At 62.1% G+C, this 24013-nt stretch carries 21 protein-coding genes; 18 read left to right on the plus strand and 3 right to left on the minus strand.

What is annotated here, in order from left to right; genetic code table 11:
- Window positions 1-173 precede the first annotated feature (173 nt).
- The 5 genes from NVS32_RS03270 to NVS32_RS03290 all read left to right on the plus strand — a co-directional run bounded on the left by NVS32_RS03270 (window position 174) and on the right by NVS32_RS03290 (window position 5680).
- Entirely contained in the window at window positions 174-740 is a 567-nt protein-coding gene (locus NVS32_RS03270; RefSeq protein WP_032110952.1) for a manganese efflux pump MntP, read from the plus strand.
- Between the two features lie 232 nt (window positions 741-972).
- Window positions 973-2127 (plus strand): ABC transporter substrate-binding protein, encoded by a 1155-nt coding sequence (locus NVS32_RS03275; RefSeq protein WP_258498654.1) that lies wholly within the window; start codon window positions 973-975, stop codon window positions 2125-2127.
- A 69-nt stretch (window positions 2128-2196) separates the two neighbouring features.
- Window positions 2197-3918: an ABC transporter permease gene (locus NVS32_RS03280; protein WP_258498655.1), complete on the plus strand. Its 1722-nt coding sequence runs from the start codon at window positions 2197-2199 to the stop codon at window positions 3916-3918.
- 3 nt (window positions 3919-3921) lie between these two features.
- A complete protein-coding gene (locus tag NVS32_RS03285; protein WP_117651536.1) occupies window positions 3922-4998 on the plus strand; it encodes an ABC transporter ATP-binding protein in 1077 nt (358 codons plus the stop codon).
- 142 nt (window positions 4999-5140) lie between these two features.
- Complete coding sequence (locus tag NVS32_RS03290; RefSeq protein ID WP_117651535.1) at window positions 5141-5680, plus strand: HdeD family acid-resistance protein; 540 nt, start codon at window positions 5141-5143, stop codon at window positions 5678-5680.
- 223 nt (window positions 5681-5903) lie between these two features.
- Here the strand turns inward: NVS32_RS03290 and NVS32_RS03295 are convergent, their stop codons facing one another.
- Entirely contained in the window at window positions 5904-7994 is a 2091-nt protein-coding gene (locus NVS32_RS03295) for a glutamine synthetase III family protein (protein ID WP_258498658.1), read from the minus strand.
- Between the two features lie 638 nt (window positions 7995-8632).
- On the opposite strand from NVS32_RS03295, the gene polA reads away from it, so the two are divergent.
- The 3 genes from polA (at window position 8633) to NVS32_RS03310 (ending at window position 12411) form a co-directional block, all read left to right on the plus strand.
- The gene (polA, locus tag NVS32_RS03300) at window positions 8633-11371 is read left to right on the plus strand and encodes a DNA polymerase I (protein WP_258498659.1); all 2739 of its coding nucleotides are present in this window, start codon (window positions 8633-8635) and stop codon (window positions 11369-11371) included.
- Window positions 11372-11400: 29 nt separating this feature from the next.
- On the plus strand, window positions 11401-11886 hold the full coding sequence (rnhA, locus tag NVS32_RS03305; protein WP_117651532.1) for a ribonuclease HI: 486 nt from the start codon (window positions 11401-11403) through the stop codon (window positions 11884-11886).
- Between the two features lie 141 nt (window positions 11887-12027).
- A complete protein-coding gene (locus NVS32_RS03310; RefSeq protein WP_117651531.1) occupies window positions 12028-12411 on the plus strand; it encodes a heavy-metal-associated domain-containing protein in 384 nt (127 codons plus the stop codon).
- Window positions 12412-12434: 23 nt separating this feature from the next.
- Here the strand turns inward: NVS32_RS03310 and NVS32_RS03315 are convergent, their stop codons facing one another.
- Both NVS32_RS03315 and NVS32_RS03320 read right to left on the minus strand, forming a co-directional pair.
- Entirely contained in the window at window positions 12435-13742 is a 1308-nt protein-coding gene (locus tag NVS32_RS03315) for an L-cysteine desulfidase family protein (RefSeq protein WP_258498662.1), read from the minus strand.
- Window positions 13743-13799: 57 nt separating this feature from the next.
- Complete coding sequence (locus NVS32_RS03320) at window positions 13800-14561, minus strand: HAD family hydrolase (protein ID WP_117651529.1); 762 nt, start codon at window positions 14559-14561, stop codon at window positions 13800-13802.
- 305 nt (window positions 14562-14866) lie between these two features.
- Between NVS32_RS03320 and NVS32_RS03325 the strand changes: the two genes are divergently transcribed.
- The 10 genes from NVS32_RS03325 to NVS32_RS03370 all read left to right on the plus strand — a co-directional run bounded on the left by NVS32_RS03325 (window position 14867) and on the right by NVS32_RS03370 (window position 23892).
- Complete coding sequence (locus NVS32_RS03325) at window positions 14867-15817, plus strand: winged helix-turn-helix transcriptional regulator (RefSeq protein ID WP_258498663.1); 951 nt, start codon at window positions 14867-14869, stop codon at window positions 15815-15817.
- Between the two features lie 79 nt (window positions 15818-15896).
- Entirely contained in the window at window positions 15897-16379 is a 483-nt protein-coding gene (locus tag NVS32_RS03330) for a PTS sugar transporter subunit IIB (protein ID WP_258498664.1), read from the plus strand.
- An 82-nt stretch (window positions 16380-16461) separates the two neighbouring features.
- The gene (locus tag NVS32_RS03335) at window positions 16462-17232 is read left to right on the plus strand and encodes a PTS mannose/fructose/sorbose/N-acetylgalactosamine transporter subunit IIC (protein WP_117651526.1); all 771 of its coding nucleotides are present in this window, start codon (window positions 16462-16464) and stop codon (window positions 17230-17232) included.
- Between the two features lie 2 nt (window positions 17233-17234).
- Window positions 17235-18095 (plus strand): PTS system mannose/fructose/sorbose family transporter subunit IID, encoded by an 861-nt coding sequence (locus NVS32_RS03340; RefSeq protein ID WP_233516485.1) that lies wholly within the window; start codon window positions 17235-17237, stop codon window positions 18093-18095.
- A 332-nt stretch (window positions 18096-18427) separates the two neighbouring features.
- Window positions 18428-19624 carry a 30S ribosomal protein S1 gene (rpsA, locus tag NVS32_RS03345; RefSeq protein WP_258498665.1) on the plus strand — a complete coding sequence of 399 codons (1197 nt, stop codon included), beginning with the start codon at window positions 18428-18430 and terminating at the stop codon, window positions 19622-19624.
- Window positions 19625-19820: 196 nt separating this feature from the next.
- Window positions 19821-20249: a Dps family protein gene (locus tag NVS32_RS03350; RefSeq protein WP_258498666.1), complete on the plus strand. Its 429-nt coding sequence runs from the start codon at window positions 19821-19823 to the stop codon at window positions 20247-20249.
- Between the two features lie 267 nt (window positions 20250-20516).
- Complete coding sequence (locus NVS32_RS03355; RefSeq protein WP_258498667.1) at window positions 20517-21515, plus strand: glutamate ABC transporter substrate-binding protein; 999 nt, start codon at window positions 20517-20519, stop codon at window positions 21513-21515.
- Between the two features lie 80 nt (window positions 21516-21595).
- Window positions 21596-22255, plus strand: a complete 660-nt coding sequence (locus tag NVS32_RS03360; RefSeq protein WP_258498668.1) for an amino acid ABC transporter permease — start codon at window positions 21596-21598, stop codon at window positions 22253-22255.
- Window positions 22252-23100, plus strand: a complete 849-nt coding sequence (locus tag NVS32_RS03365) for an amino acid ABC transporter permease (RefSeq protein WP_258498669.1) — start codon at window positions 22252-22254, stop codon at window positions 23098-23100. Before NVS32_RS03360 ends, NVS32_RS03365 begins: the two co-directional genes overlap by 4 nt.
- 15 nt (window positions 23101-23115) lie before the next feature.
- Entirely contained in the window at window positions 23116-23892 is a 777-nt protein-coding gene (locus tag NVS32_RS03370) for an amino acid ABC transporter ATP-binding protein (RefSeq protein WP_303646500.1), read from the plus strand.
- Window positions 23893-24013 lie beyond the last annotated feature (121 nt).

A 24013-nucleotide genomic window follows, 5' to 3' on the forward strand; every position in this document is an offset into this window, starting at 1 on the left:
CACTCCTCGGGGTACGCAACGCAGGCCGCGTCCACGGCCAGCAATGGATGCAAATCAAGCTTTTAGGATAATCTAACTTGTGCGTTTTGGGGAGCGGCACAGCTATTACCTTACGTTGCGATTGCTTGGGTAACATTACGAGCTTGATTGTCGTCTGCCTTCAGGGAGTCAGATTGAGCCTGCTGGAGATTGTCGTACTCGGCCTCGCCCTCTCGGCGGACGCATTCTCGGTCACCATCTCGAACACCTTTGCCTTCAGGGACGAGCGAATCTCCAGGATCGCGCTCATGCCGGTCTTCTTCGGTGTCTTCCAGGCGCTCATGCCGGTTGCGGGTTATTACCTGGGTGGCGTCGCAGCGGACTTCATCGAGAGCTACGCGGGCATCGTAACCCTGGTCATCCTGGGCATCATCGGCGGCAACATGGTGCGCGAGGGCGTCTCGTCCATTCGCGCGTGCCGCAACTGCGAGCCCGCGCCCGCGAAGGGGAGGCTTACCCTCTGGACCCTCTTCGTCCAGGCCATCGCCACTGCTATCGACGCCTTTGCGGTTGGCGTTTCGCTGCGCGCCCAGACCGTTGAGCTGCTCCTCTCCGTGTGCACCATCGGCATTACCACCGCCATCTGCTGCGTCATCGCGCTGGCGCTTGGGCGCAAGCTGGGCACGATCCTCGGCGACCGCGCCGAGATCCTTGGCGGCTGCGTGCTTATCGGCATTGGCATCAAGGCGCTGCTGGCGTAAGCCCGGCGCCGCTTCCCCATGCGAGAACAACCAAGCCCCGCTCACGGCCCCAGTATGCCGCTTGGGGGGACACTCTCCCTCGGTTGTCGAATTTTGTAAGAAAAGTTAACGAGAAGTGTAAAGCTTGATAAAAGAACCAAGGCTATTTTGCCTTGGGGGCATAGGGAGAGCCGCGGCATGCCACGGCGCAACGTAACGGGCCTCAGGAAGGCCCGTTGGATTGGGGTGTCCCATGAAGAACGTATCTCGTAGGGAGTTCCTCGGTACTACCGCTGTTGCAGCAGCGGGCCTTGGCCTTGCGGCATGCGGAGGCGGCTCGGACGCGACAAGCTCGAGTGGCACCGACACCAGCTCGAGCTCCGGCTCGGACGACCTGTCCCGCATCGCGAGCGATGACGTGATCGAGGCCGCCAAGAAGGACGGTAAGCTCGTGGTCTACGGTTCCTGCGAGGAGCAGCACGTGGCCGCCTGCGCCCAGCACTTCCAGGAGCTCTTTGGCATTGAGACCTCCTATCAGCGCCTCTCCACGGGCGAGGTCGAGTCAAAGGTGGAAGAGGAGAACGGCAACCCCTCCGCAGACGTCTGGTTTGGCGGAACTACCGATCCCTACAACGTTGCCGTGACCAAGGGCATCCTCGAGCCCTACGAGGCAAAGAACGCCTCGCACCTCATCTCGGACAAGTTCCGTGACGCCGATGGCAACTGGTACGGCATCTACAAGGGCATCCTCGGCTTCTTCTACAACAAGGACGAGCTCGAGCGCAAGGGCCTCGATGCCCCGCAGGACTGGCCCGATCTTCTCGACGAGAAGTACAAGGACCTCATCTGGATGTCCAACTACAACACGGCCGGCACGGCTAAGCTCATCCTCAACACCGTCATCCAGAAGTACGGCCACGACGACGGCATCAAGTACCTGGTAAACCTGGACAAGAACGTGCAGGTCTACACCAAGAGTGGCTCTGGCCCGTCCAAGAACGTGGGCACCGGCGAGTGCACCATCGGCATCGGCTTCCTGCACGACGCCATCTACCAGATCGTCGACAACGGCTACCAGAACATCGGCCTTGTGATCCCGTCCTCCGGTGCCTCCTACGAGGTTGGCGCCACGGCCATCTTCAAGGGCTGCAAGCACGAGAACGCCGCCAAGCTCTGGATCGAGTACGCTCTCTCGCCGCAGTGCGTCGAGCGTGCCCAGGAGGTTGGCGCCTACCAGTTCCTGGTCATCGATGACGCAAAGCAGCCGGCGGTTGTCGAGGAGTACGGCCTCGATCCCAACAACGTCATGGACTACGACTTCGAGGACGCCAAGGAGAACACCGAGCAGTACGTCTCTGACATCATGAACGCCCTCGGTGGCGGCGACGACCGCTTCCAGACCGAGTAGCACCCTGCCTTCCGCCCCGGGGCGTCGCATGCCTCGGGGCGGAGTGCGTCAAGCGAGAGGAGAGATGCCATGGCACGAGGTCAGAGTGCTCGGCTGGACCAGAAGAAGTTGCTGGCAGATCCAATACTGGTCACCACGATCATCGTCCTGATCGTGTTCTTGACCCTATTCATCCTATATCCGCTGGCAATCCTGCTCGTCGATGCCGTGGTAGGGGAGAGCGGCCCCACGCTTTCCGTGTTCCAGCGCGTGCTGGCGATGCCGTCCTTCGAGACGGCCATCAGCAACACGCTGGTCCTGGGGCTCTTCGTAGGCATAGTGGCCACGCTCATCGGCCTGCTCTTTGCCTACGTCGAGGTGTACGTTAACCTCAAGTCGCGCTTCATGAGCGGGCTCTTCAAGCTCGTCTCCATGCTCCCCGTGGTCTCTCCGCCGTTTGTGCTGTCGCTTTCGGTAATCCTGCTTTTTGGCAAGGCGGGCCTCATCACCCGCACGCTTCTGGGAATCTATGACAACAACGTCTACGGCTTCTGGGGCATTGCCCTCGTGCAGACGCTCACGTTCTTCCCCGTGTGCTACATGATGTTCAGGGGACTGCTGAGAAACATCGACCCCTCCCTTGAGGAGGCTGCGCGCGACATGGGCGCCTCTCGCTGGAAGGTCTTCACCAGCGTCACACTGCCGCTCATCCTGCCGGGCATGGGCAACGCGTTTCTCGTCTCCTTCATGGAGTCCATCGCCGATTTTGCGAACCCCATGATCATCGGTGGCTCCTATGACACGCTCGCTACGTCCATCTACCTGCAGATCACGGGCGCCTATGACAAGCAGGGCGCCTCGGCCATGTCGTGCGTGCTTCTCGGCATAACGCTCATTATGTTCATCGTTCAGAAGTACGTGCTCGAGCGCAAGAGCACGGCTACCCTCACGGGCAAAGCCGCGCGCGGTCGCATGCTCATCGCCGACAACTCCGTGCGCATCCCGCTTTCCGTCCTGTGCGATGCCGTCGCCATCTTTGTTGTGGCGCTCTACGTGTGCGTGCCATTTGGCGCACTGTTCAAGACGTGGGGCTATGACTACTCTCTCACGCCCAAGTGGTTCATCCAGGTCTTTACCCTCCACCACGGCTTCGAGGCCTTTGCCGACTCGTTTGGCCTGTCGCTCATTGCGGCACCGCTTACGGCCCTGCTCTCGATGGTCATCGCCTACCTCGTGGTGAAGCGGCGCTTCCCCGGCCGCGGCTTCATCGAGTTTGTCTCCATGCTCGCCATGGCCGTACCCGGCACCGTCCTGGGCGTCGGCTTCATCCGCGGCTTCTCGAGCGGCGTCTTCCACTCCGGGTTTATGCAGGGGCTCTACGGAACGGCGGCCATTCTCGTCATCGTGTTCATCGTGAGGTCGCTGCCAACCGGTACGCGCTCGGGCATCTCGGCGCTGCGCCAGATCGACAAGTCCATTGAGGAATCCGCCTACGACATGGGCGCCAACAGCTTCCAGGTCTTCATGACCGTGACGCTGCCGCTCATCAAGGACTCGTTCCTCTCTGGCCTCGTCACCGCCTTTGTGCGCTCCATCACGGCAATCTCGGCGGTCATCCTGCTGGTCACGCCGCAGACGCTCATGATCACCGTGCAGATCAACGAGTACGCCGAGAAGGGCGCCTATGGCATTGCCTGCGCCTTTGCCACGATCCTCATCATCATCACGTACGCGGCCGTCGTGCTCATGAATGTCTTCATCAAGCACTTTGGCACCAGCGCAAAGATCAACGCCCAGAGCGAGGGGGAGTAACCCATGGCCAAGGAGAAGAAGGGTGTGCGCCTTGAGCACATCTCCAAGATCTATCAGGACCCCAAGACAAAGAAGGACTTCTACGCCGTCCACGACGCCAACCTGGAGATAGCGCCCGGTGAGTTCGTGACGCTGCTCGGCCCCTCTGGCTGCGGTAAGACCACCATCCTGCGCATGATCGCTGGTTTCGAGAGCCCGGACGAGGGACAGATCTACCTGGGCGGCGAACCCATCAACGACCTTACCCCCAACAAGCGCGACACGGCCATGGTCTTCCAGAGCTATGCCCTACTCCCGCACTACAACATCTTCGACAACGTGGCGTATGGCCTCAAGATTCGCAAGCTCCCCGCTGAGGAGATACGCGAGAAGGTCACCCGCATCCTGGGCATGGTTGGCCTAGAGGGCATGGAAGACCGTATGACCAACCAGCTCTCGGGCGGCCAGCAGCAGCGCGTTGCGCTGGCGCGTGCCCTGGTCATCGAGCCCTCGGTCCTGCTCTTCGACGAGCCCCTCTCGAACCTTGACGCCAAGCTTCGCGTTGAGATGCGCACCGAGGTGCGCCGCATCCAGCAGGAGGCGGGCATCACGGCCGTTTACGTCACGCACGACCAGTCCGAGGCCATGGCCATCGCCGACAGGATCATTGTCATGAAGCGCGGCGTCATCGACCAGGTTGGCGACCCGCACGCCGTCTACTATCGTCCCGTCGACGAGTTTGTGGCCGACTTCATTGGCGAGTCCAACTTCCTGCGTGGCAAGCTTGCCGAGAAGGAGGGTGACACCGGTGTCGCGACCATCGAGGGGCACGGCGTTGAGGTTGACGGCGTTTCCGCCCACAGCGTGGGCGATGACATCACCCTGGTGCTGCGTCCCGAGGCGGCCACCCTCGCTGACGAGGGCGTCCTCCACTGCAAGGTCACGCTCTCGCGCTTCATGGGCAGCTACCAGAACTACCAGGTCATGGTAGGCAACACCCTTGTCAAGATTCAGGACTTCAACCCCAAGACCCACAAGATCTACGAGGTGGGCGACGATGCCTTTGTGAGCTTCACAAAAGGCGACGTTCACGCACTATGAGACAAAGGGACAGTCCCTTTGTCTCATTGGCGGGTGCTCACTGCGCTATCGCGTGGGGGCACCCGCTTTTTTTGTATTGGCTGGCGCTTCCGTTGGGTATGAGCAGAGTGTGTCAGTTTGTTAGCGCGTCTGGAGGCATACCATGGACCAGAAGTTTGCGAGTACTAAGTTGGGAACCATCGTCTCTGGCGTTGCGCTGGCGGCTATGGGCATCATTCTCTTCACCAACCCGCAATCCGCCATGCTTACGATCACCGTCATGCTTGGATGGGTGCTGGTTGTCATGGGCATTGTCTCTCTGGCGAGCGCGCTCACGCGCTGGAGCGTGATTCTCTCGACTGCCGACCTCTACGCCGGTATCGTCGAGCTGCTCTTTGGCATCCTTCTGGTGAACATCCCAGGCTTCTTTGTGACGTGGATCTTCATCCTGCTGGGCATCTTCATCCTGGTCTCCGGCCTCAACTCCCTGTACGGCGCAAATGCCTTGCAGGCGCTTGGCCTGCCGAGGGCTGGAACCGCCAAGGTGGGTGCCATTCTCGCCATCGTGCTGGGTGTGCTGGTGCTGTTCTCGCCTGGTCTCTTTGCTGACACGACCATGGTCATCTGCGGCATTGCGCTGGTCTACTGTGGCATCGTGCGCATTGTGGACGGAGTGCGTATGCCAAGCGAGCACCGCGCGTAGGGGGAGTTTTTTCAGACGCATAGGGCCTCGTTGCGCGAACAACCGACTAGAGAATACTGCTCCGCACGTGACCATAGCGTCAGCCTGGAGTATTCGAGGTCATGCTGGGGGTCCGGGGACCCGACGCTGCAGCCGTCGATTGCGATAACAACGAGAGAACGAGAAGCCCCGCCGCAACTCAAATTGCGACGGGGCCTCGTTCATTACTCGCTGCCGCTCGTGTTTACACGTAGAACAGCATCTTGTTGTAGCTCGGGACTGGCCAGTAATCGTGGCCGCAGACCTTCTCCATGTCGTCGACGGCGGTGCGCAGCGCGGTCATCGCGGGGATGACGACATCGCGGTAGCAATCGTCGGCAGCCTGCGGGTCCTCGAGATTCTTGGCCTGGGCGTTCTTGGCCTCAAGGTCATCCACGGCGTCGGAGATGGAGTTGATGCCGTCGGTGAGGACGTTCACCATCTTCTTCTCGGCCTTGGCGTCAATGCCCAGCTCGGCCTTGGTCGCGACGCTCGTGGCGATGTCGCCGGAGTAGTCGAAGAGGGCGGGTAGGTACATGTGGCGCGTCATGTAGACCATGGTGTTGGCCTCGATGTTGAGCAGCTTTGCGTACTGCTCGGCCTTTGCCACGTAGCGGGCATGGACCTCGGTCTCGCTGAGGACGCCGTACTTCTCGAAGAACTTGATGTTCTCGGGCTTGACCAGCGCGGGAAGGGCATCCGGCGTGGTCTTAAGGTTGGGCAGGCCACGTCGAGCTGCCTCGGCCTCCCACTCCTCGGAGTAGCCGTTGCCGTCGAAGAGGATGCGCTGGTGATCGCGGAAGGTGTGGCGCACGAAGCGCATGGCGACGGTGGTGAAGTCCTCGTCGGCACGATCGGCAACGTAGTCCACGAAGCGCTCGCACTGCTCTGCGACAGCGGTGTTGAGGATGACGTTGGGGTCAGAGAGGTTCTGCTGGCTGCCGCACATACGGAACTCGAACTTGTTGCCGGTGAAGGCGAACGGGGAAGTGCGGTTGCGGTCGGTGTTGTCGCGCAGGACCTCGGGCAGCTGCGGGACGCCCAGATCGATGGACTCACGATCGTGGGCCTCGGGCTGCTCCTTCTTCACGAGCGCCTCAACGATAGGCGTGAGGGCGTCGCCCAGGAAGACGGAGATGATCGCCGGGGGCGCCTCGTTGGCGCCGAGGCGGTGGTCGTTACCGGCAGAGGCCACGGACATGCGTAGCAGGTCGGCGTGGTCATCAACGGCAGCAACCAGGCAGGCCAGGAAGACCAGGAACTGCAGGTTGTCCTGCGGGTCGTCACCCGGCTCGAGGAGGTTCTTGTTGTCGGCGCACAGCGACCAGTTATTGTGCTTTCCGGAGCCGTTCACGTAGTCGAAGGGCTTCTCGTGCTGCAGGCACACCAGGCCATGGTGAGAAGCGATGAGCTTCATCTTCTCCATGGTGAGAAGGTTATCGTCGATTGCGAGTGAACCTCTCTCGAAGATGGGGGCAAGCTCGTGCTGGCACGGCGCGACCTCGTTGTGCTTGGTCTTGGCGGGAATGCCGAGCTTCCAGAGCTCGTCGTCGAGTTCCTTCATGAACTCGTTGACCGTTGGGCGAATGGCGCCGAAGTAGTGCTCCTCGAGCTCCTGGCCCTTGGCGGGCTCGCAGCCAAAGAGCGTGCGGCCGGTGAGGATGAGGTCGGGGCGGGCCTGGTAGTCCTCCTCCTTGATGAGGAAGTACTCCTGCTCCGGGCCAATGGTGGTGTAGACGCGGTGCGGCTTCTGGCCAAAAAGCGCCAGCAGGCGCTTGGCCTGCTTCTCGAGGGCAACCTCGGAGCGAAGCAGCGGGGTCTTCTTGTCGAGCGCCTCGCCGGTGTAGCTGATGAAGGCGGTGGGGATGCAGAGTACCTCGTCCTTGATGAAGGCGGGGCTGGTGGGATCCCACACGGTGTAGCCGCGGGCCTCGAAGGTGGCGCGCAGGCCGCCGGAGGGGAAGCTCGAGGCGTCGGGCTCGCCCTGGACCAGCTCCTTGCCGGAGAAGGTCATGAGCACGGAGCCGTCGCCCTTGGGGGAGATGAAGCTGTCGTGCTTCTCGGACGTGATGCCCGTCAGCGGCTGGAACCAGTGGGTGTAGTGCGTGGCGCCCTTCTCGAGAGCCCATTCCTTCATTGCGTGGGCGACCTCGTTGGCGATGTCGATATCGAGGGGCGCGCCCTCCTTGATGACCTGCATGAGCTTCTTGTAGGTCGGCTTGGGGAGACGCTCCTGCATGTCCTTGTCGGTGAACAGCAGGCTCCCGTATTCCTCTGAGACCTTGTCTGTTGCCATACTGCCTCTTCTCCTGTCCCTGAACTTTCCCGGAGGCACCGAGGCGAGGGTTGCTGCCCGTCTGGCGCCCTTGTACGCACACCACTGTACCGTGGCTTTGTTTCCCAAAGCTGGAAGAGCTTGTTTCTACGCAATTTCGAGGAGGGGAAGGTTGGGGGACGGGGAAGACGTACGCGACTGGCGAGGACCGGCGCGACGTGCGCCGGGTGCCTCTGGGGGTGGCGCTATCGCTCAAAGATTGCGCCGAAGTGCCCTTCACACATAATCGCGCGTTTTTGCGCCGAACTGGCCTTCGTTACATCTGATTTCAAGGGTAGGCCAAGTAGCGATTACTACATGTAGTTTAATGCATGCAAATTCATACAACATGTAGTGCCAATCGAATTGCGACACTCGGAGACCTGCCAAAAGTACGTGTAACGAAGGCCAGTTCGGCGCACAGGACCGAAAAATTGTGCAAGGTAGGGCAGTTCGATGCATGATGACCCGCCCATCGTTCATCGAGCGCCTCCTGGTCTGCCGTTTGACCTCCCAGCGTCTGCGAAGCTGTGGGTACCTCTCGCTCATCGTGCAGCGGTAGCCAATTCCGTCTGGCTCCTCGGTAGAATAGGTTGGTCAACACGAGAGGGGACAGACTCATGCCAGAATCCACCACCGCGGTCACGACCACCACGTCCGCAGCGAGCCGAACCATAGCCGTCATTGACGGAAACTCGCTCATGCATCGCGCCTACCACGCCATCATGCAGCCCATGACCGCGCCGGATGGCCGCTCGACCAACGCCCTCTTTGGGTTCTTCAACATGTTCATCAAGATGGTCGAGACCTTCCGTCCTGACGGCGTCATCTGCGCCTTCGACAAGGGCAAGCCCAAGGTGCGCATGGAGAAGCTCCCCCAATACAAGGCTCAGCGTCCGCCCATGGATGAGGCACTTCATGAGCAGTTCCCCATGGTGAAGGATTTGCTCCGCGTGCTCGACGTGCCGGTCTGCGAGCTCGAGGGTTGGGAGGGCGATGACATCCTGGGCACCCTGGCCCGGCGCGGCGAGGTGGCCGGCTATGACATGCTCCTCTTCACCGGCGATCGCGATATGTACCAGTTGGCTACAGAGCACGTGAAGATCGTCTCTACCAAGAAGGGCGTCTCCGAGGTTCAGATCATGACCCCCGAGAGCGTTGACGACCTCTATCACGGCATCACTCCTGAGCTGGTGCCGGACTTCTACGGCCTCAAGGGCGATACCTCGGACAACATCCCCGGCGTGCCGGGCATTGGCCCCAAGAAGGCAGCCGCTCTCATCGTGAAGTACGGTAACCTCGATGAGGTCATTGCCCATGCTGACGAGGTCAAGGGCAAAATGGGCGAGAACCTCCGCGCGCACGTAGACGATGCTTTGCTCTCCCGCGAGATCGCGACCATCCGCACCGACGCCCCCATCGACATCGAGCTCTCCGACGCCAAGTTCCCCACCTTCGATCCTACCGAGGTCACCAAGGCCTTCTCGGCGCTTGGCTTCACGGGGCTCACGGGCAGGCTGGCCCGCCTTGGCGGAGGTGCCCCGCACGCGACGGCCGCAGGCGAGCAGAACGCCGCGGCAGATGCCGCGGCTGCCCCAGCCCCCGCCGTTCCGGCCGTCGTCCTGGTGCCTAAGCCGCTCGAGGATGACGCCGCTACCGCTGCGCTCGAGGACGCCGCCAAGGCTGGAGCCTGGCTTGGCTGCGCCGTTGAGGAGGACCCGTCCGTAGGCACGCTGTTCTCGCAGGGCTACACGCTGTGGGTTTCCGTTGCCGACGACGTGCTTCTGCGCTTTGCCGGCGATTCCGCGGACGCCGCGCTCAGACTGGCGTTCGCAGAGGGCCACGTGGCCTCGGGCGACGTCAAGGCACTCTTCCACCGCCTCTCGCCGGTCGACTCGTCACTGCCCGAGACCATGGCAGCCGGAAGCGTTGCCCCGGATCGCATCTTCGACGTGGGCGTTGCTGCCTACCTGCTGGAATCCGACCGCTCCTCCTTTGAGGTGCGAGGCCTGGCGGAGCAGTTCCTCTCGTCTGCACTTCCGGAGGAGGACGTGGCCCCTACTGCCGCTGTCGAGGCCGTTGCCTCGCGCCTGTTGGTGCCGGTGCTCGCGCAGCGCCTTGCCAACGACGGGTCCGCGGACGTCATGGACAAGATAGAGATGCCGCTCTTGCCGGTGCTTGCGCAGATGGAGCGCGTGGGTCTCTCCGTTGACCCCGCGATTCTCGCACGTCAGTCCGCCGAGCTGGGCGCCGAGATCGACCAGATGGCCTCGGACATCCATGCCATGGCGGGGGAGGACTTCAACATCGACTCGCCGCAGCAGCTTTCGCACATCCTGTTTGACGTGCGCAAGCTGCCCACGTTTGGCATGAAGCGCACCAAGCGGGGCTTCTACTCGACAAACGCCAAGGTCCTCGCCGACCTCGCTCAGACGGACGAGCTGGTGGCCAAGGTGCTGGAGTACCGTGAGCGTGCCAAGATCAAGTCGACCTACCTCGACGCGCTGCCGGCGCTTATCAAGGGAGACCATCGCATTCACACCACGTTCAATCAGACGGTGGCGGCCACGGGGCGCCTGTCGAGCTCCGACCCCAACCTCCAGAACATCCCCACCCGCTCTGAGCTGGGGCATCGCGTGCGCACCGCCTTCACGGTGCCCGAGGGCTCCGTTTTTCTCGCCTGCGACTACTCGCAGATCGAGCTGAGGCTGCTTGCGCACCTCTCCGGCGACGAGCACCTGATTGCGGCGTTCAACGAGGGCGCGGACTTCCACGCCGCGACCGCCGCGCGCGTCTTTGGCGTTCCCGTCGAGGAGGTCACGCCTCAGCTGCGCAGTCGCGCCAAGGCCGTGAACTTTGGCATTGTCTACGGGCAGCAGGCGTATGGTCTTGCCACCTCGCTCAAGATTCCGCGAGCCGAGGCGCAGCAGATGATCGATCGCTACTTCGAGGCGTATCCCGGCGTCCGCGCCTACCTTGACCAGTCTGTTGCCTTTGCGCACGAGCACGGCTATGCCATCACCATGTACGGCCGCAAGCGCCACATCCGTGAGTTCCAGCAGAGGAACAAGCAGCTGGTGGCCTTTGGCGAGCGTACGGCGATGAACCACCCCATGCAGGGCACGGCGGCAGACGTCATCAAGATTGCCATGGTTCGCGTCGAGAAGCGCCTGGCCGATGAGGGCCTCAAGTCCAAGCTCGTACTGCAGATTCACGACGAGTTGGACCTCGAGGTGCCCGTTGACGAGATTGACGCAGCGTCCGCGCTGGTCAAGGAGACCATGGAGGGCGTGGCGCAGCTCAAGGTGCCGCTCATCGCCGAGGTCTCTTCCGGTGCCACGTGGGCAGACGCGAAGTAGGGGGTAGCGTGGCACAGAGACAGACGCGGATGCGCGTGGTGGCATACTCTGACGGCTCTTCCAGGGGAAATCCCGGCCCGGGCGGCTTTGGTACCGTGCTTCTCTACACCGATCCTGCAGGTCAGACGCACAAGCGCGAGCTCTCGCAGGGGTATCGGCGCACGACGAACAACCGCATGGAGCTCATGGGGGCAATCGCCGCGCTGGAGGCGCTCACCAGGCCATGCAGCGTTGAGTTGCACTCCGACTCCCAGTACGTGGTGAAGGCCTTCAACGATCACTGGATCGACGGGTGGATTCGGCGCGGTTGGAGGACCTCTCAGAAGCAGCCGGTGAAGAACGTCGACCTGTGGAACCGGCTGCTTGCGGCCATGGCGCCGCACGACGTGAGCTTTGTGTGGGTGAAGGGGCACGCGGGCCACGACCTCAACGAGCGCTGCGACGAGCTTGCCACCACGGCGGCGGACGGGAATGCGCTTATAGACGACGAGGGCTTCTCCGACGCGGACGTATAGAGGCAGGGATCGCGCCGTGCGACCTCTGCAGGGGTGTCCGATGTGTCCGTCCTTCTCAGTGGTATAGTTGGCCTTGGTTAACTAATGATCGCGTAGACGTATGCCCCAGCGACAGTACGGCTGCGCCAAGAGGAGGCACCCGTGAAGCCGATCGACATCGTTCTTATCCTGGCCGTTGTCGTGATTCTCGCCATTGCCATCCGTCGCTTTGTTGGAACCGCCACGGGTACGCGCGACTGCTGCAGCGGCGCCAAGAAGTCCGCAGGCAAGCAGTTTCGTGCGCGCACGATTGACGACAAGGACGAGAGCCACTATCCCTACCAGGCAAATCTTGAAATTGGCGGCATGAGCTGCGAGCACTGCGTGGAGAACGTCACCCGCGCGCTCGATTCCGTCGACGGCACCTGGGCCACGGTCTCGCTTGCCGGTGGCCGCGCGCACGTGCGCTCAAAGTCTCCCATCGACGAGAACGCGTACCGCAAGGTCGTCGAGGAGGCCGGCTATCGCCTGGTGGGGCTTGAATGAGACAAAGGGACTGTCCCTTTGTCTCATGAGCAAACGGTTTTGCCAATCATGATGTTTAGGATTTCGACGTCGGTGGGGTGCATGCCAACGCGGCCCACGTAGCCCATAGAGCGAATGGTCTCCTCGGCCGTCTCGCCGATAAGCCCCTCGCCAGGCCTAAAGTCCACGTTTGCCAGGGCCATGTCGCAGCCGAGAATCGCCGCGTCCACCGCTGCCGCAATCTTTGCCGCGCAGCTTGGCTTGGCGCCGTCGCACACGATGCCGCCCACGTTTGCCAGCGTGTTCGCAATGGTCGCCTGATACTGCCCAAAGGAGCCCCCGCGCAGGTAGCACACGGCCGCCCCGGCTCCGGTCGCCGCCGTCACCGCGCCGCAGAACGCCGAGAGCTCGCCAATGAAGCGCTTGGCGTGGATGGCCGTGAGGTCCGAGAGCGCCACTGCGCGCAGCATCTCGTCGTGGGGGACGCGCAGGTATCTGGCGTATTCCGCAACCGGCAGCGAGCAGGTGATGCCCTGGTTGCCGCTTCCGCAATTGATGACCACGGGCATGGCGCAGCCGCTCATGCGCGCGTCGGAGCCTGCCGCGGCAGCAGCCCGCGCGCGGCACGAGATGTCATCGGGCCTTGTGAGCAGGAGCGTCTTGCCAATGCGGGCGCCCCAGTCGCCCGACAGCCCCTCGTCCGAGATTGCGGCGTTGAGCTCCACCTGGCGCTCGACCATCTCGCGAATGTCCTCGACGTAGACCTCGTGTACAAACTCCCAGATTCCCTCCAGCGAGAGGGACGAGAGGCCCGGCTCCTCCGGCTCGCCGTCGGCGCCGCAGGTGTCCTGCTCGTTTGTCGTGACGCCATCGACGCTGACGGTCATCCCGTCGCGCGAGAGCTCGACCACGTTGGTGTGGCGGCCTGCCACGCAGGCCACGCCGGTGTGGCCTTGACCCGTGGCGACCGCGCGCACGTAGAGGTTGGGCACGCCCTCGGCGAGAGAGACCGAGCAGAACCCCGCCGAGACAAGCTCGCGCGTGCGCTGACGGTCCTTCTCGCCCACGCCCTCAAGCACCTCGAGCGCTCGCGTGGCGTCGCCGCCAACGGCACCCAGCGTTGCTGCGGCCTCTATGCCGCGCTGGTCACCGGAGTTGGGTACCGTCACGCTCTTTACGTTCTTGATGATGTTGCCGCTGCAGGAGACCTCGAGGTGCTCCGGTGTGGCACCCAACGCGTCGCGCGCGAGGGCGGCCACGTAGGCCACGGCGATGGGCTCGGTGCAACCAAGGGCGCAGACAAGCTCACGCCTTAGGATGTCGAGATAGGTGTCGTAGGTGCTGCAATCCATGGGCCCTCCAGCCGTTGTCGTGCGCTGCTCTGCGCGCGGTTGGAGGAAACGGTAGCGCTAGAGTGAGGCGATGTCACGCCGGTTGGTCTCCTCGCCGTCAAACCTCCGGACGACGTTTGGGAGCTCGCGGGCCAGGCGAGACATGGGCCCGTGCCATACGGCCCGGCGCGGCCAGGCGTGCCCTACGTAGATGGTCCGCAGCCCGCAGTCGGGGTGAGGGAAGTCGCGGCGTGAGTCATTGCCAACCATGAGACACTCGTCGCACGTGAGGCCAAGCGCGTTCACAAACTCCTGGTAGAAGCGGGCGTTTGGCTTGAGTCTATACGCGTTGTCCCAGTTCGAGACCAGCACGAAGTCCTCGGGCGAGAGGCCCGCCCAGCCCATGCGCGCCTCGACGCAGGCTTCCGAGAAGGCCGGGTTTGTCGCCAGTGCGCAGGTGAGGCCCAGCTCATGCACCGTGTCGACGGTCTTGCGCCCACCACGCTGGGGGCGCGCCGCAACTATGCCGCCACGCAGGGTGGGAACAATCTCTCGATCGTAGTAGTTGATGGCATCCGCAATCACGGGGTCATCCAGGGGGATGCCTGTGAGCGCGCGGAACTCGCGATTAAAGGCCTGGTGGTTGGTGAGGTCGTCGGAGCGGCTGCGGTTCTCTATGGCAAGGTAGCCCCTCGTGAAGGGGACGCCCATGAGTGGCGCGGGAGTGCGCGAGATGTCGCCGAGAAGCCCAGAGAGCCCCGCCACGTAGCGCGTCATGAATGCGGTGAAGTTGATGTCGAGCAGGGTGTCGTCGAGGTCGAAGAGAACCGCCTTTATCATGCCGTCAACCCCCCGTCTTGCCTTAACTCGGGCTCTTCCCGTGAGCACTGATACCCCAATGTGACCCTACAGAACCCCGGCTTACGATGCAAGGTTACTCGTGAGAACCCCATTGGCCTAAGCCTTGTGGCGCTTTTGTCGCCTACGTTTCTATTTGACCGCTGGCGGTTGAGACCTCTATTCATCTCCCGGAAACCTATATATTTTCATGCAGAAAATAAGTACGGCTATAACAGTTGCACGGCGGTGGCCTACGGGCCAGGGGTCACGTTCCGGGTATGGATTGAGCCTTTGGAGGTGGAGACATGTCGGGCAGTACCGAGTACGCCGCAGACGCCAACCGAGCCCGCATCATGCGAGCCATCGTCGATCACGGACCCCTTTCGCGCGTGGAGATCGCGCAGGTGAGCGGCCTGTCTCCGGCCACCGTGACGCGCAACATCGCCTACCTCATGACGGTGGGCGTGCTCGCCGAGGACACTACCCGCGTGCGCACGGAGGGCAGGAGCCGTATTCCCGTCATGGTGAACGCGAGCTATGGCCGCATTGCCATCGTGAGCCTTACGTATTGTGGTGCCACGCTCTACCAGTATGACATGGCGCTCGAGCCCTGCGCCGAGCCCATCTCGCTTGGGGGAGACTTTGCCCCGGCGGACCTCCCGCGTGTGGTTGCGGCGCATCTCTCGCGTTCTGACGCGGAGTTCGAGAAGACGCTTCGCGCTGTGGGCATTCTTCACTGCGATGACTCCTGGGACGCCGTCCGTGGCCTTGCGGACTCACTCTCGCGCTGCCTCGAGGTTCCCACCTTCGAGCAGCGTGCGGAGGACTGTGCGGAGTACAAGATCCTTCACGACGAGTCGGAGGAGGCGAGCGAGAACCACCTGCTCGTGAGCCTAGGCTCCGAGGTCCTCGTGGGCATCGCCCAGGGTGGGAAGCGCCTTCCGTTGAGAAACGGCTCGTATGCCGAGATAAGCCGACCCCTCGCCAACAGCGGCGAGCCCGAGGGCACGATCGTCGACCGCCTCGTCGACGTCCTCTCGATCTTCACCTCGCTTTTCACCATAGATGCCATCTTCATGATGGGCTCCGGCGAGGAGGCCCTGCTCGCCGGCGTTCCCGTCGACCTGGGAGACATCGCCAAGGCAGGAAGCGTCTCCGGGGAGCTTCCCAGGGTCGTCGTTGTGAGCCAGACCTCGCGGGAGATGTCACGCATCATGACCGCGCAGGTACGGGGCATGCTCCTGTGCACCGGTTGACCGGGTTCGCACAGGTCATGGGGCCGTGGCCAAACCACGGCATGACGCGCGCGAAGGCGCGAAAAGGGAAGGGGTAAGCATGGTAGTTCTCGTTAGGTGCGACGACCGCCTCATCCACGGCCAGTGCATGACCGTCGTGGTGAAGGGCAACCATATCGAGCGCATCATCGTCGTCGACGACCTCACGGCGAGCAACTCGATCCTCCGCTCGGTCTTCAAGGCCGCCGTCCCGGCCGACATGAAGGCTGGCGTCTACACGGTGGACGACGCGGCGCCGCTCATCGAGAAGGCCATGGGGGACGACGTTCGCACGCTCGTGCTCATGAAGTCTCCCATCACGTACAAGCGTCTGCTGGAGAAGGTACCCGAGCTTCCCAAGGAGCTCAACGTTGGCCCCATGTCCAAGCGCAAGGGCACCACGGAGGTGACCCTCACCTCCCACCTCATGCCCGACGAGGCGCAGGCGGTGAAGGACGTCGTGGACCAGGGTGCCCACGTGTTCTTCCAGCAGGTTCCCAGCCAACCCGTCGTCGAGTGGGACGACGTGAAGGACAGGTTCTAGGGTCCGTGCGCGGACCTTGGCCTGAGCAAGATCCCGCCACGGCGGGATAGGTCCTGGTGTCAGAGGAAAGGAAGGTACTGCCATGAGTTTTCTACAGGCACTGCTCCTGGCACTGTTCGGGTGGATGGGCTCCATCTACTCGCCGGTGCTCATAGGAGGCCTCGCAGGCTGGTACACGATCGGTCGACCGCTGGTCTCGGGCATGATCATCGGCATCATCCTTGGTGACGTCCAGACCGGCATCATCATGGGCGCCGCCATCCAGATGCTCTACATCGGCCTCGTGACCCCCGGTGGTACCATGCCCGCCGACGTCAACTTTGCCGCGTGGATTGGCATCCCGCTTGCCATGGTCGCCGGTGCCGGCAAGGAGTACGCTCTTGCGCTCGCCGTGCCGCTGTCGTCGCTAGGCGTTCTCGCCGTCTATGGCCTGTGCGCCATCAACCTGTACTTCGTCCACAAGCAGGACGCCGATGTCGAGGCCGGTAAGCTCGACGCCGCCGCTCGCATTCCCCTCGTTGGCCAGATCACCAACTTCGTGCTGCGCTTCTTCCCGATTCTTCTCATCAACTTCTTTGGCCAGGACCTCATCACCGCGCTTGTTAACGCCCTTCCCGTCCAGGTGACCGACATCCTCCAGATCTTCGCCAACATGCTGCCGCTCGTCGGCTTCATGCTCCTCATGCGCATGATTTGCAAGCGTGACGTCGACCTCATCCTCTTCTGCGTTGGCTTTGCGCTCATGTCCGTGCTCCAGCTCGGCATGGTCACCATCGTGATCTTCGCGCTGGGCATTGCCTACCTCGACTACCGCGGCACCAACGCCGCTGCTGCCCCTGAGAGGAGTGAGTAGACATGGCAAACGACATCACCACCGAGGACCAGGAGATGGGCGGCGCCAAGAAGCTTAGCAAGAGTGCCATTCGCCGCGCGTACTGGGACTGGATGTTCTACAACCTGTCCGTGCAGAACTTCGAGAGGATGCAAGGCCCGGCCATCATCAAGATGCTGGCTGACGTCCGCGAGGACCTCTACCCTGGCGACCCAGAGGCGCAGCAGGAGATGCTCGAGCGCCACGAGGTCTTCTTCAACACCGAGCCGTACCTGGGCAGCATCGTCCCCGGCATCGTCCTTGGCATGGAGGCGAGCAAGGCAGAGGGCAACGACGAGATCTCTTCTGAGTTCATCAACTCGATCAAGACCGCGCTCATGGGGCCCTTCGCCGGCATCGGTGACTCGCTGCTCCCCGGCACGCTGATCCCGATCCTGCTCTCCATTGCTCTGGGCATGTCGCCCAACGGCGAGGTCACCGGCCCAATCTTCTACATCGTGGTCTTCCTGGCCATCATGCTGCCACTCACCTGGTTCCTCTTCTCCTACGGCGTCAAGGCCGGCGCCAACGCTGCGGAGCTGGTGCTCTCGGGCGGCATCAAGGACAAGGTAACCCGTGCCGCCGAGGTCGTTGGCCTCATCGTCGTGGGCGCCATCTGCGCGCAGTACGCAAAGTTCAACATTGGCCTCGTCTACACCAGCGGCGACCTCACGATCAACATCGCAAGCATCCTGGACTCAATCTTCCCCGAGCTACCGGTGCTGATCATCTCCTTTGTGACCTACTGGCTCATGGTCAAGAAGAACTGGTCTGCCGGCAAGACCATGCTGCTCATGCTCGCGATTTCCATCGTGGGCTACTTCACCACAATCCTCACGGTCTAGTAGTGGAACCTGCATAGTCGCAATGCCTTCGTGGGGGCGCGCCCGTCATTTGACTGGCACGCCCCCACGCGTATGAGACAAAGGGACTGTCCCTTTGTCTCTGGCTGTCCCTTTGTCTCATGGCTGCTCGGCGCTCCCGCACATTTAGAAAAAAAGACACCTGACGCTTGAAATTATGCCTACGAACAGGCTAATCTATCCAGTGCATGCGCGTCCGCCATGCAGCGTATCTGTCGGCCCCCGAGAGCATGTAAGTTCGCCTAAGCGTTCGTGCGCGAGCGCGGAAGCGCAGACCATGACGACCGGGGCCCCGTTTCGAGAGGGGTCCACCTTTGAGTGAGATTCAGAACTCGTCCATCTTCGCGCTGGATGATATTTCCGACGAGGAGATGAACAACCTCATCGACGGTACCGTTACCGATTTCGACGAGGGCGATCTTGTCACCGGAACCGTCGTCAAGATCGAGCGCGACGAGGTCCTGCTTGACATCGGCTACAAGTCTGAGGGCGTCATTCCTGCTCGCGAGCTTTCCATCCGCAAGGACGTCAACCCTGCCGACGTCGTCTCGCTGGGCGATCAGATCGAGGCTCTCGTCCTTCAGAAGGAGGACAAGGAGGGTCGTCTCGTCCTCTCCAAGAAGCGTGCCGAGTACGAGCGTGCCTGGAACCGCGTGGAGGAGAAGTTCAACTCCGGCGAGACCGTCGAGGGCGAGGTCATCGAGGTCGTCAAGGGCGGCCTTATCCTCGACATCGGTCTTCGCGGCTTCCTGCCCGCCTCCCTCGTTGACCTTCGCCGCGTGAAGGACCTTAACGCCTACCTCGGCACCCGCATCGAGGCCCGCGTCATCGAGATGGATCGCAACCGCAACAACGTCGTGCTTTCTCGCCGCGTCGTGCTCGAGGAGGCCCGCAAGGCCGAGCGCCAGGAGATCCTCTCCAAGCTCAAGCCCGGCATGCGCCTCAAGGGCACCGTGTCCTCTATCGTGGACTTTGGCGCCTTCGTGGACCTCGGCGGCATCGACGGCCTGGTTCACATCTCCGAGCTCTCCTGGAACCACGTCAACCACCCCTCCGAGGTCGTCAAGGTCGGCCAGGAGGTCGAGGTTCAGGTGCTCGACGTCGACCTCAACCGCGAGCGCATCTCCCTTGGTCTCAAGCAGACCACCGAGGATCCTTGGCGCACGCTCGTCAAGAAGTACCCCGTGGGAGCCATCGTTGAGGGCAAGGTCACCAAGCTCGTCACCTTTGGTGCCTTTGTTGACCTCGGCGAGGGCGTCGAGGGCCTCGTCCACATCTCCGAGATGGCCAAGAGCCACGTGGACGCCCCCTCGCAGGTCTGCCAGGTTGGCGACACCGTCCAGGTGAAGGTCATGGAGATCGACCTCGACCGTCGTCGCATCTCCCTGTCCATGAAGGCTGCTGCCGAGACCCTGGGCACCGAGGTCGAGGTCAAGCCTCTGCCCGAGAGCGACAAGCCTGCCGAGAAGGACGAGGCCGCTGAGGCCGAGGCTGAGCCTGCTGCCGAGTAGCTCTTGCTCGTATCGGTTTAGCGTCGAGCAAATGCACGTGATGGGGGAGTCGCCTTCAGGTGGCTCCCCTTTTTTGTGTGCAAGATATGTAGAACACTAATAGTAATAATTCTCGATAATGAAGATCTCCTCCGGTGGAATACTAACAACAGCAATTAAGAACAGTTACTAATAAGAACAGACACAGGAGGATACAATGGAATCCAAGCTTAACCACCTTCTCGCCAACGTCACCGTCGAGTACCACAAGCTCCAGAACCTGCATTGGTACATCTCGGGCAGTGACTTCTTCCAGGTCCACGCAAAGCTCGAGGAGCTCTACGATGGCCTGCTCCCCATTGTCGACGACGTGGCAGAGACCATCCTTCAGCAGGGTGGCAAGCCCATCGCAAGCCTGGGAGAGGTTCTCTCAACGGCAAGCATCAAGGAGCGCGACGACGCACCCGTGCGCAGCGCTCAGGTCTTCGAGATCGTCCTTGCAGACTTCTCGGCGCTTCTCGACGAGGTGACCGCAATCAAGGTCGCCGCAGACGAGGAGAACAACCACCTGGTGAGCGCCCTCATGGATGACTACATCGCCAGCCTCTCAAAGACCATCTGGATGATTCGCCAGCAGCGCGCGTAGCCGGCGAGAACGGCGCAACGCTTCGCAGGGCCGAGCCTCTCGGCCCTGCATTTTTCTTTAGGGGTCGTAAGCCGCCTGCTTTGGGGTATAGAAAGAAAGTTCAAGTTGTCCTGGTATCTGGTTTCCAAATGGTTGGCTATCGGAATTCCCTGTGGTGGAGTATCAATTCCGATTGCTACACTAGGAAAACGAGAGACATCCCTGTCTGCGCTGCCCTCAGGTGGGTGGGGGAGGGGTTGTCGCACCACCAAGAGAGGGGAGACTCTAATGAAGTCACTTTCGAGCACTTCCGTGAGCCGTCGCCAGGCTATCCGCCTTGGCCTTGGCAGCGTTGCCGCCGCGGGCGTTGTTGCCCTCGCCGGCTGCACGGACACCAGCAACGATTCCACCGCTACTACCACAAGCAGCTCCTCGTCGAGCACTGATTCCACCGCTTCAACCCAGATCGACAAGGACGCCTTCGACAGCCTTCTGGCCGCTGGCGATGTTGCAGATGACGCCACGGTTTCCGGGAGCACCTGGGCCCAGAAGATCAAGGACGCTGGCAAGTTCCGTCTGGGCGGCGTCCAGACCTCCACGCTCTTTGCTTCGCTCGACGAGACGGACAACAAGCTCCGCGGCTTTGACGCCGGTCTTGCGCAGCTGCTCGTCCGCTACATCCTGGGTGACGAGTCCAAGTACGAGTTCACCAAGGTGACCTCGGACACGCGCGAGTCCGTCCTCCAGAACGACCAGGTCGACGCCGTCTTTGCCACGTACTCCATCACCGACAAGCGCAAGGAGGTCATCTCCTTCGCCGGTCCGTACTACTCCACGCAGCAGGGCATCCTCGTGCTTGCCGACAACTCGGACATCAACTCCGTCGATGACCTTGCCGGCAAGACCGTTGCTGCCCAGTCCGGCTCCACCGGCCCGAGTATCCTCTCCGAGTATGCGCCCACCGCGACCGTCCAGGAGTTCACCACCGACGAGGAGGCCCGCACCGCCCTCGAGCAGGGTCGTGTCGACGCCTACGTCATCGACGCCACCATGCAGATGAGCTCCATCGTCAAGAACCCCGGCAAGTATCGCCTTGCCGGCGACTCCTTTGGTCCCGAGGACCCCTACGGCATTGGCCTGCAGCTCGACTCCGACGGGGTCACCTTCGTAAACACCTGGCTCAAGAAGATCGAGGACGAGGGCACCTGGGCTAAGCTGTGGAAGATCTGCATCGGTGACCGTACCGGCATCGATAAGGTTCCCGAGCCGCCCGCGATTGGCGCCTAACACCAGGCAACGTCTGGTATGGGCCCTCTGCGTCGCAAGGCGCAGGGGGCCTTGGTTCGTAATTGGAGAGGGGGGGAGCCTTGAGCATCTCGGAGCTTCTTTCTGAGTACGGGGACATGTACGTCCAAGCGTTTCTCGGCACGTGGTGGATGTCGCTCGTGTCGTTTGTCTTCGCCATGCTTCTGGCACTCATCATTACCGTGTTCCGCGTGAGCCCCATCAAGCCACTGCGCGTGGTAGGCGATCTCTACGTGCAGATATTCCGCAACATCCCCGGCGTCTCGCTCCTCATCATCCTGGTGTACGCGCTGCCGTACCTCAAGCTCGTGATGGACTACCGCTTCTGCGTGATCGTCACGGTGATTCTCGTCGCCTCGGCCTTTGGCTCCGAGAACTTCATGAGCGGCATCAACACCATTGGCGTGGGGCAGATAGAGGCCGCGCGATCGCTTGGCATGGGATTTGGCAAGATGCTGCGCCTGGTAGTTATCCCACAGGCGCTTCGCTCGGCGGTGCTGCCCATGACCAACCTTGCTGTGGCTGTTCTGCTCACCACGGCCCTTGGCTCCCAGGTCCCGCTCTCTCCGCCCGAGCTCACGGGCCTCGTGTCTTACATCAACACGCGCACTGTCGGCGGCATCCTGCCCTTTGTTATCTCGGCCCTCATGTATGCGGGCACGGCGTTTGTGATTGGCGTCATTGGCAACGCCATTGACAAGAAGGTGAGGATTGTCCGATGAGCGCAACCAACTCCACCTCCATGCGCGATGCGCTGTACGAGGCGCCGGGTCCCCGTACCCGCAGGCGCATCCGCTTCTGGACGGCCGTCTCGCTGGTGCTTGTGGCTGTGGGCATTGGCCTTGTCGTCCGACGCTTCTACGTGACGGGGCAGCTCGCCCCGCGCTACTGGGAGCTCTTCGCGCGGCCTACCACGTGGATCTTCCTTGGTAAGGGCTTCCTGGGCACCATTGAAGTCTCGCTTATGGCGGGCCTTATCGCCATCGTGCTGGGCTTCCTTCTCATGCTGGGGCGCATGAGCTCGTCTCGCGTGCTCTCCGGCATCTGCCGCGTGATCATCAACTTCTTCCGTGGCGTCCCGAGCCTGCTCCTCATCTACTTCTTCTTCCTGGTGGTCCCCACCTACGGCGTGAAGATGAGCTCGTTCTGGATGATCACGCTGCCGGTTGGCCTCGCGGCCTCCGGCGTTCTTGCCGAGGTCTTCCGCGGTGGCATGAACGCCGTTCCCAAGGGGCAGTCCGAGGCCGCGTACTCGCTGGGCATGCGCAAGATGAAGGTCACGATGAAGATCGTGTTCCCGCAGGCCGTGCGCTACGTGATCCCCTCGCTCATCTCGCAGCTTGTCGTTGTGGTGAAGGACACCACCGTCGCCTACGTGGTGAGCTTCCCCGATATGCTGCAGAACGCGCGCGTGCTCATCACTAACTACGACGCGCTTGTCTCGGTGTACTTTGTCGTCGCGATTCTCTACATCCTGGTGAACTACGCTATCAACCACCTGGCGGTGTCGCTGGCGCGTCGCTCCGGCACGAGCATCATCTCCCGCACGAGCGAGAACCCCGTCTAGCCAAAGGAGGCTACGTTGACACAGACGCAAACCGGCGAGGCGCTCCCCGCAGAGGGCACTCCCGTCATCGAGCTTCGCCACGTGGACAAGCACTTTGGCAGCCTCCACGTGCTCAAGGACATTAACCTCAAAGTTGGCAAGGGCGAGGTTGTCGTGGTTATCGGCCCTTCGGGCTCGGGCAAGTCCACGCTTTGTCGCACCATCAACAGACTCGAGACCATCGACTCCGGCGAGGTTCTCATCGAGGGCAAGCCGCTCCCGCAGGAGGGCAAGGAGCTTGCCGCCACGCGCGCCGAGATTGGCATGGTCTTCCAGTCCTTCAACCTCTTTGCGCACCGCTCGATCATCGACAACGTGACCATGGGCCCCGTTGAGGTGCTTGGCGTGCCGCGCGACAAGGCCCGTGAGGAGGGCATGGAGCTCCTGCGCCGCGTTGGCGTGGCGGAGCAGGCAGATAAGATGCCCGCGCAGCTCTCCGGTGGCCAGCAGCAGCGCGTGGCCATTGCGAGGTCCCTGGCCATGCACCCCAAGGCGATGCTCTTTGACGAGCCCACCTCGGCGCTTGACCCCGAGATGATCAACGAGGTCCTGGACGTCATGGTCGAGCTTGCCCGCGGCGGCATGACCATGGTGGTGGTCACGCACGAGATGGGGTTCGCCCGTCGTGTGAGCGACCGCGTGGTCTTCATGGCCGATGGTGCGATCGTCGAGGAGGGCAAGCCCGACGAGTTCTTTGAGCATCCCACTTCCGCGCGCGCACGCGAGTTCCTCGACTCCATCAAGGGGCACTAGGGGAACGGCTGCACTTCGCGGGATTGCTCTGCCCTGCCGCGAGATTTCGCCGTTTAAGAGTGGCTAACCGTTCGGAATGCGCGGCAACTCTGCAATGCCGCGCATTCTCGCTGTTTAGGGG

The sequence above is a fragment of the Tractidigestivibacter montrealensis genome (genome assembly GCF_024741235.1).
Lineage (GTDB): Bacteria > Actinomycetota > Coriobacteriia > Coriobacteriales > Atopobiaceae > Tractidigestivibacter > Tractidigestivibacter montrealensis.

What these genes read in the sequence shown, in the direction of transcription:
- NVS32_RS03280 (WP_258498655.1), top strand. Translation starts at nt 2,197, where the DNA reads ATGGCACGAGGTCAGAGTGCTCGGCTGGACCAGAAGAAGTTGCTGGCA.
- NVS32_RS03365 (WP_258498669.1), top strand. Translation starts at nt 22,252, where the DNA reads ATGAGCGCAACCAACTCCACCTCCATGCGCGATGCGCTGTACGAGGCG.
- NVS32_RS03335 (WP_117651526.1), top strand. Translation starts at nt 16,462, where the DNA reads ATGAGTTTTCTACAGGCACTGCTCCTGGCACTGTTCGGGTGGATGGGC.
- NVS32_RS03330 (WP_258498664.1), top strand. Translation starts at nt 15,897, where the DNA reads ATGGTAGTTCTCGTTAGGTGCGACGACCGCCTCATCCACGGCCAGTGC.
- NVS32_RS03325 (WP_258498663.1), top strand. Translation starts at nt 14,867, where the DNA reads ATGTCGGGCAGTACCGAGTACGCCGCAGACGCCAACCGAGCCCGCATC.
- NVS32_RS03295 (WP_258498658.1), bottom strand. Translation starts at nt 7,994, where the DNA reads ATGGCAACAGACAAGGTCTCAGAGGAATACGGGAGCCTGCTGTTCACC.
- polA (WP_258498659.1), top strand. Translation starts at nt 8,633, where the DNA reads ATGCCAGAATCCACCACCGCGGTCACGACCACCACGTCCGCAGCGAGC.
- NVS32_RS03275 (WP_258498654.1), top strand. Translation starts at nt 973, where the DNA reads ATGAAGAACGTATCTCGTAGGGAGTTCCTCGGTACTACCGCTGTTGCA.
- NVS32_RS03340 (WP_233516485.1), top strand. Translation starts at nt 17,235, where the DNA reads ATGGCAAACGACATCACCACCGAGGACCAGGAGATGGGCGGCGCCAAG.
- NVS32_RS03350 (WP_258498666.1), top strand. Translation starts at nt 19,821, where the DNA reads ATGGAATCCAAGCTTAACCACCTTCTCGCCAACGTCACCGTCGAGTAC.
- NVS32_RS03355 (WP_258498667.1), top strand. Translation starts at nt 20,517, where the DNA reads ATGAAGTCACTTTCGAGCACTTCCGTGAGCCGTCGCCAGGCTATCCGC.
- rnhA (WP_117651532.1), top strand. Translation starts at nt 11,401, where the DNA reads ATGCGCGTGGTGGCATACTCTGACGGCTCTTCCAGGGGAAATCCCGGC.
- NVS32_RS03285 (WP_117651536.1), top strand. Translation starts at nt 3,922, where the DNA reads ATGGCCAAGGAGAAGAAGGGTGTGCGCCTTGAGCACATCTCCAAGATC.
- NVS32_RS03320 (WP_117651529.1), bottom strand. Translation starts at nt 14,561, where the DNA reads ATGATAAAGGCGGTTCTCTTCGACCTCGACGACACCCTGCTCGACATC.
- NVS32_RS03315 (WP_258498662.1), bottom strand. Translation starts at nt 13,742, where the DNA reads ATGGATTGCAGCACCTACGACACCTATCTCGACATCCTAAGGCGTGAG.
- NVS32_RS03290 (WP_117651535.1), top strand. Translation starts at nt 5,141, where the DNA reads ATGGACCAGAAGTTTGCGAGTACTAAGTTGGGAACCATCGTCTCTGGC.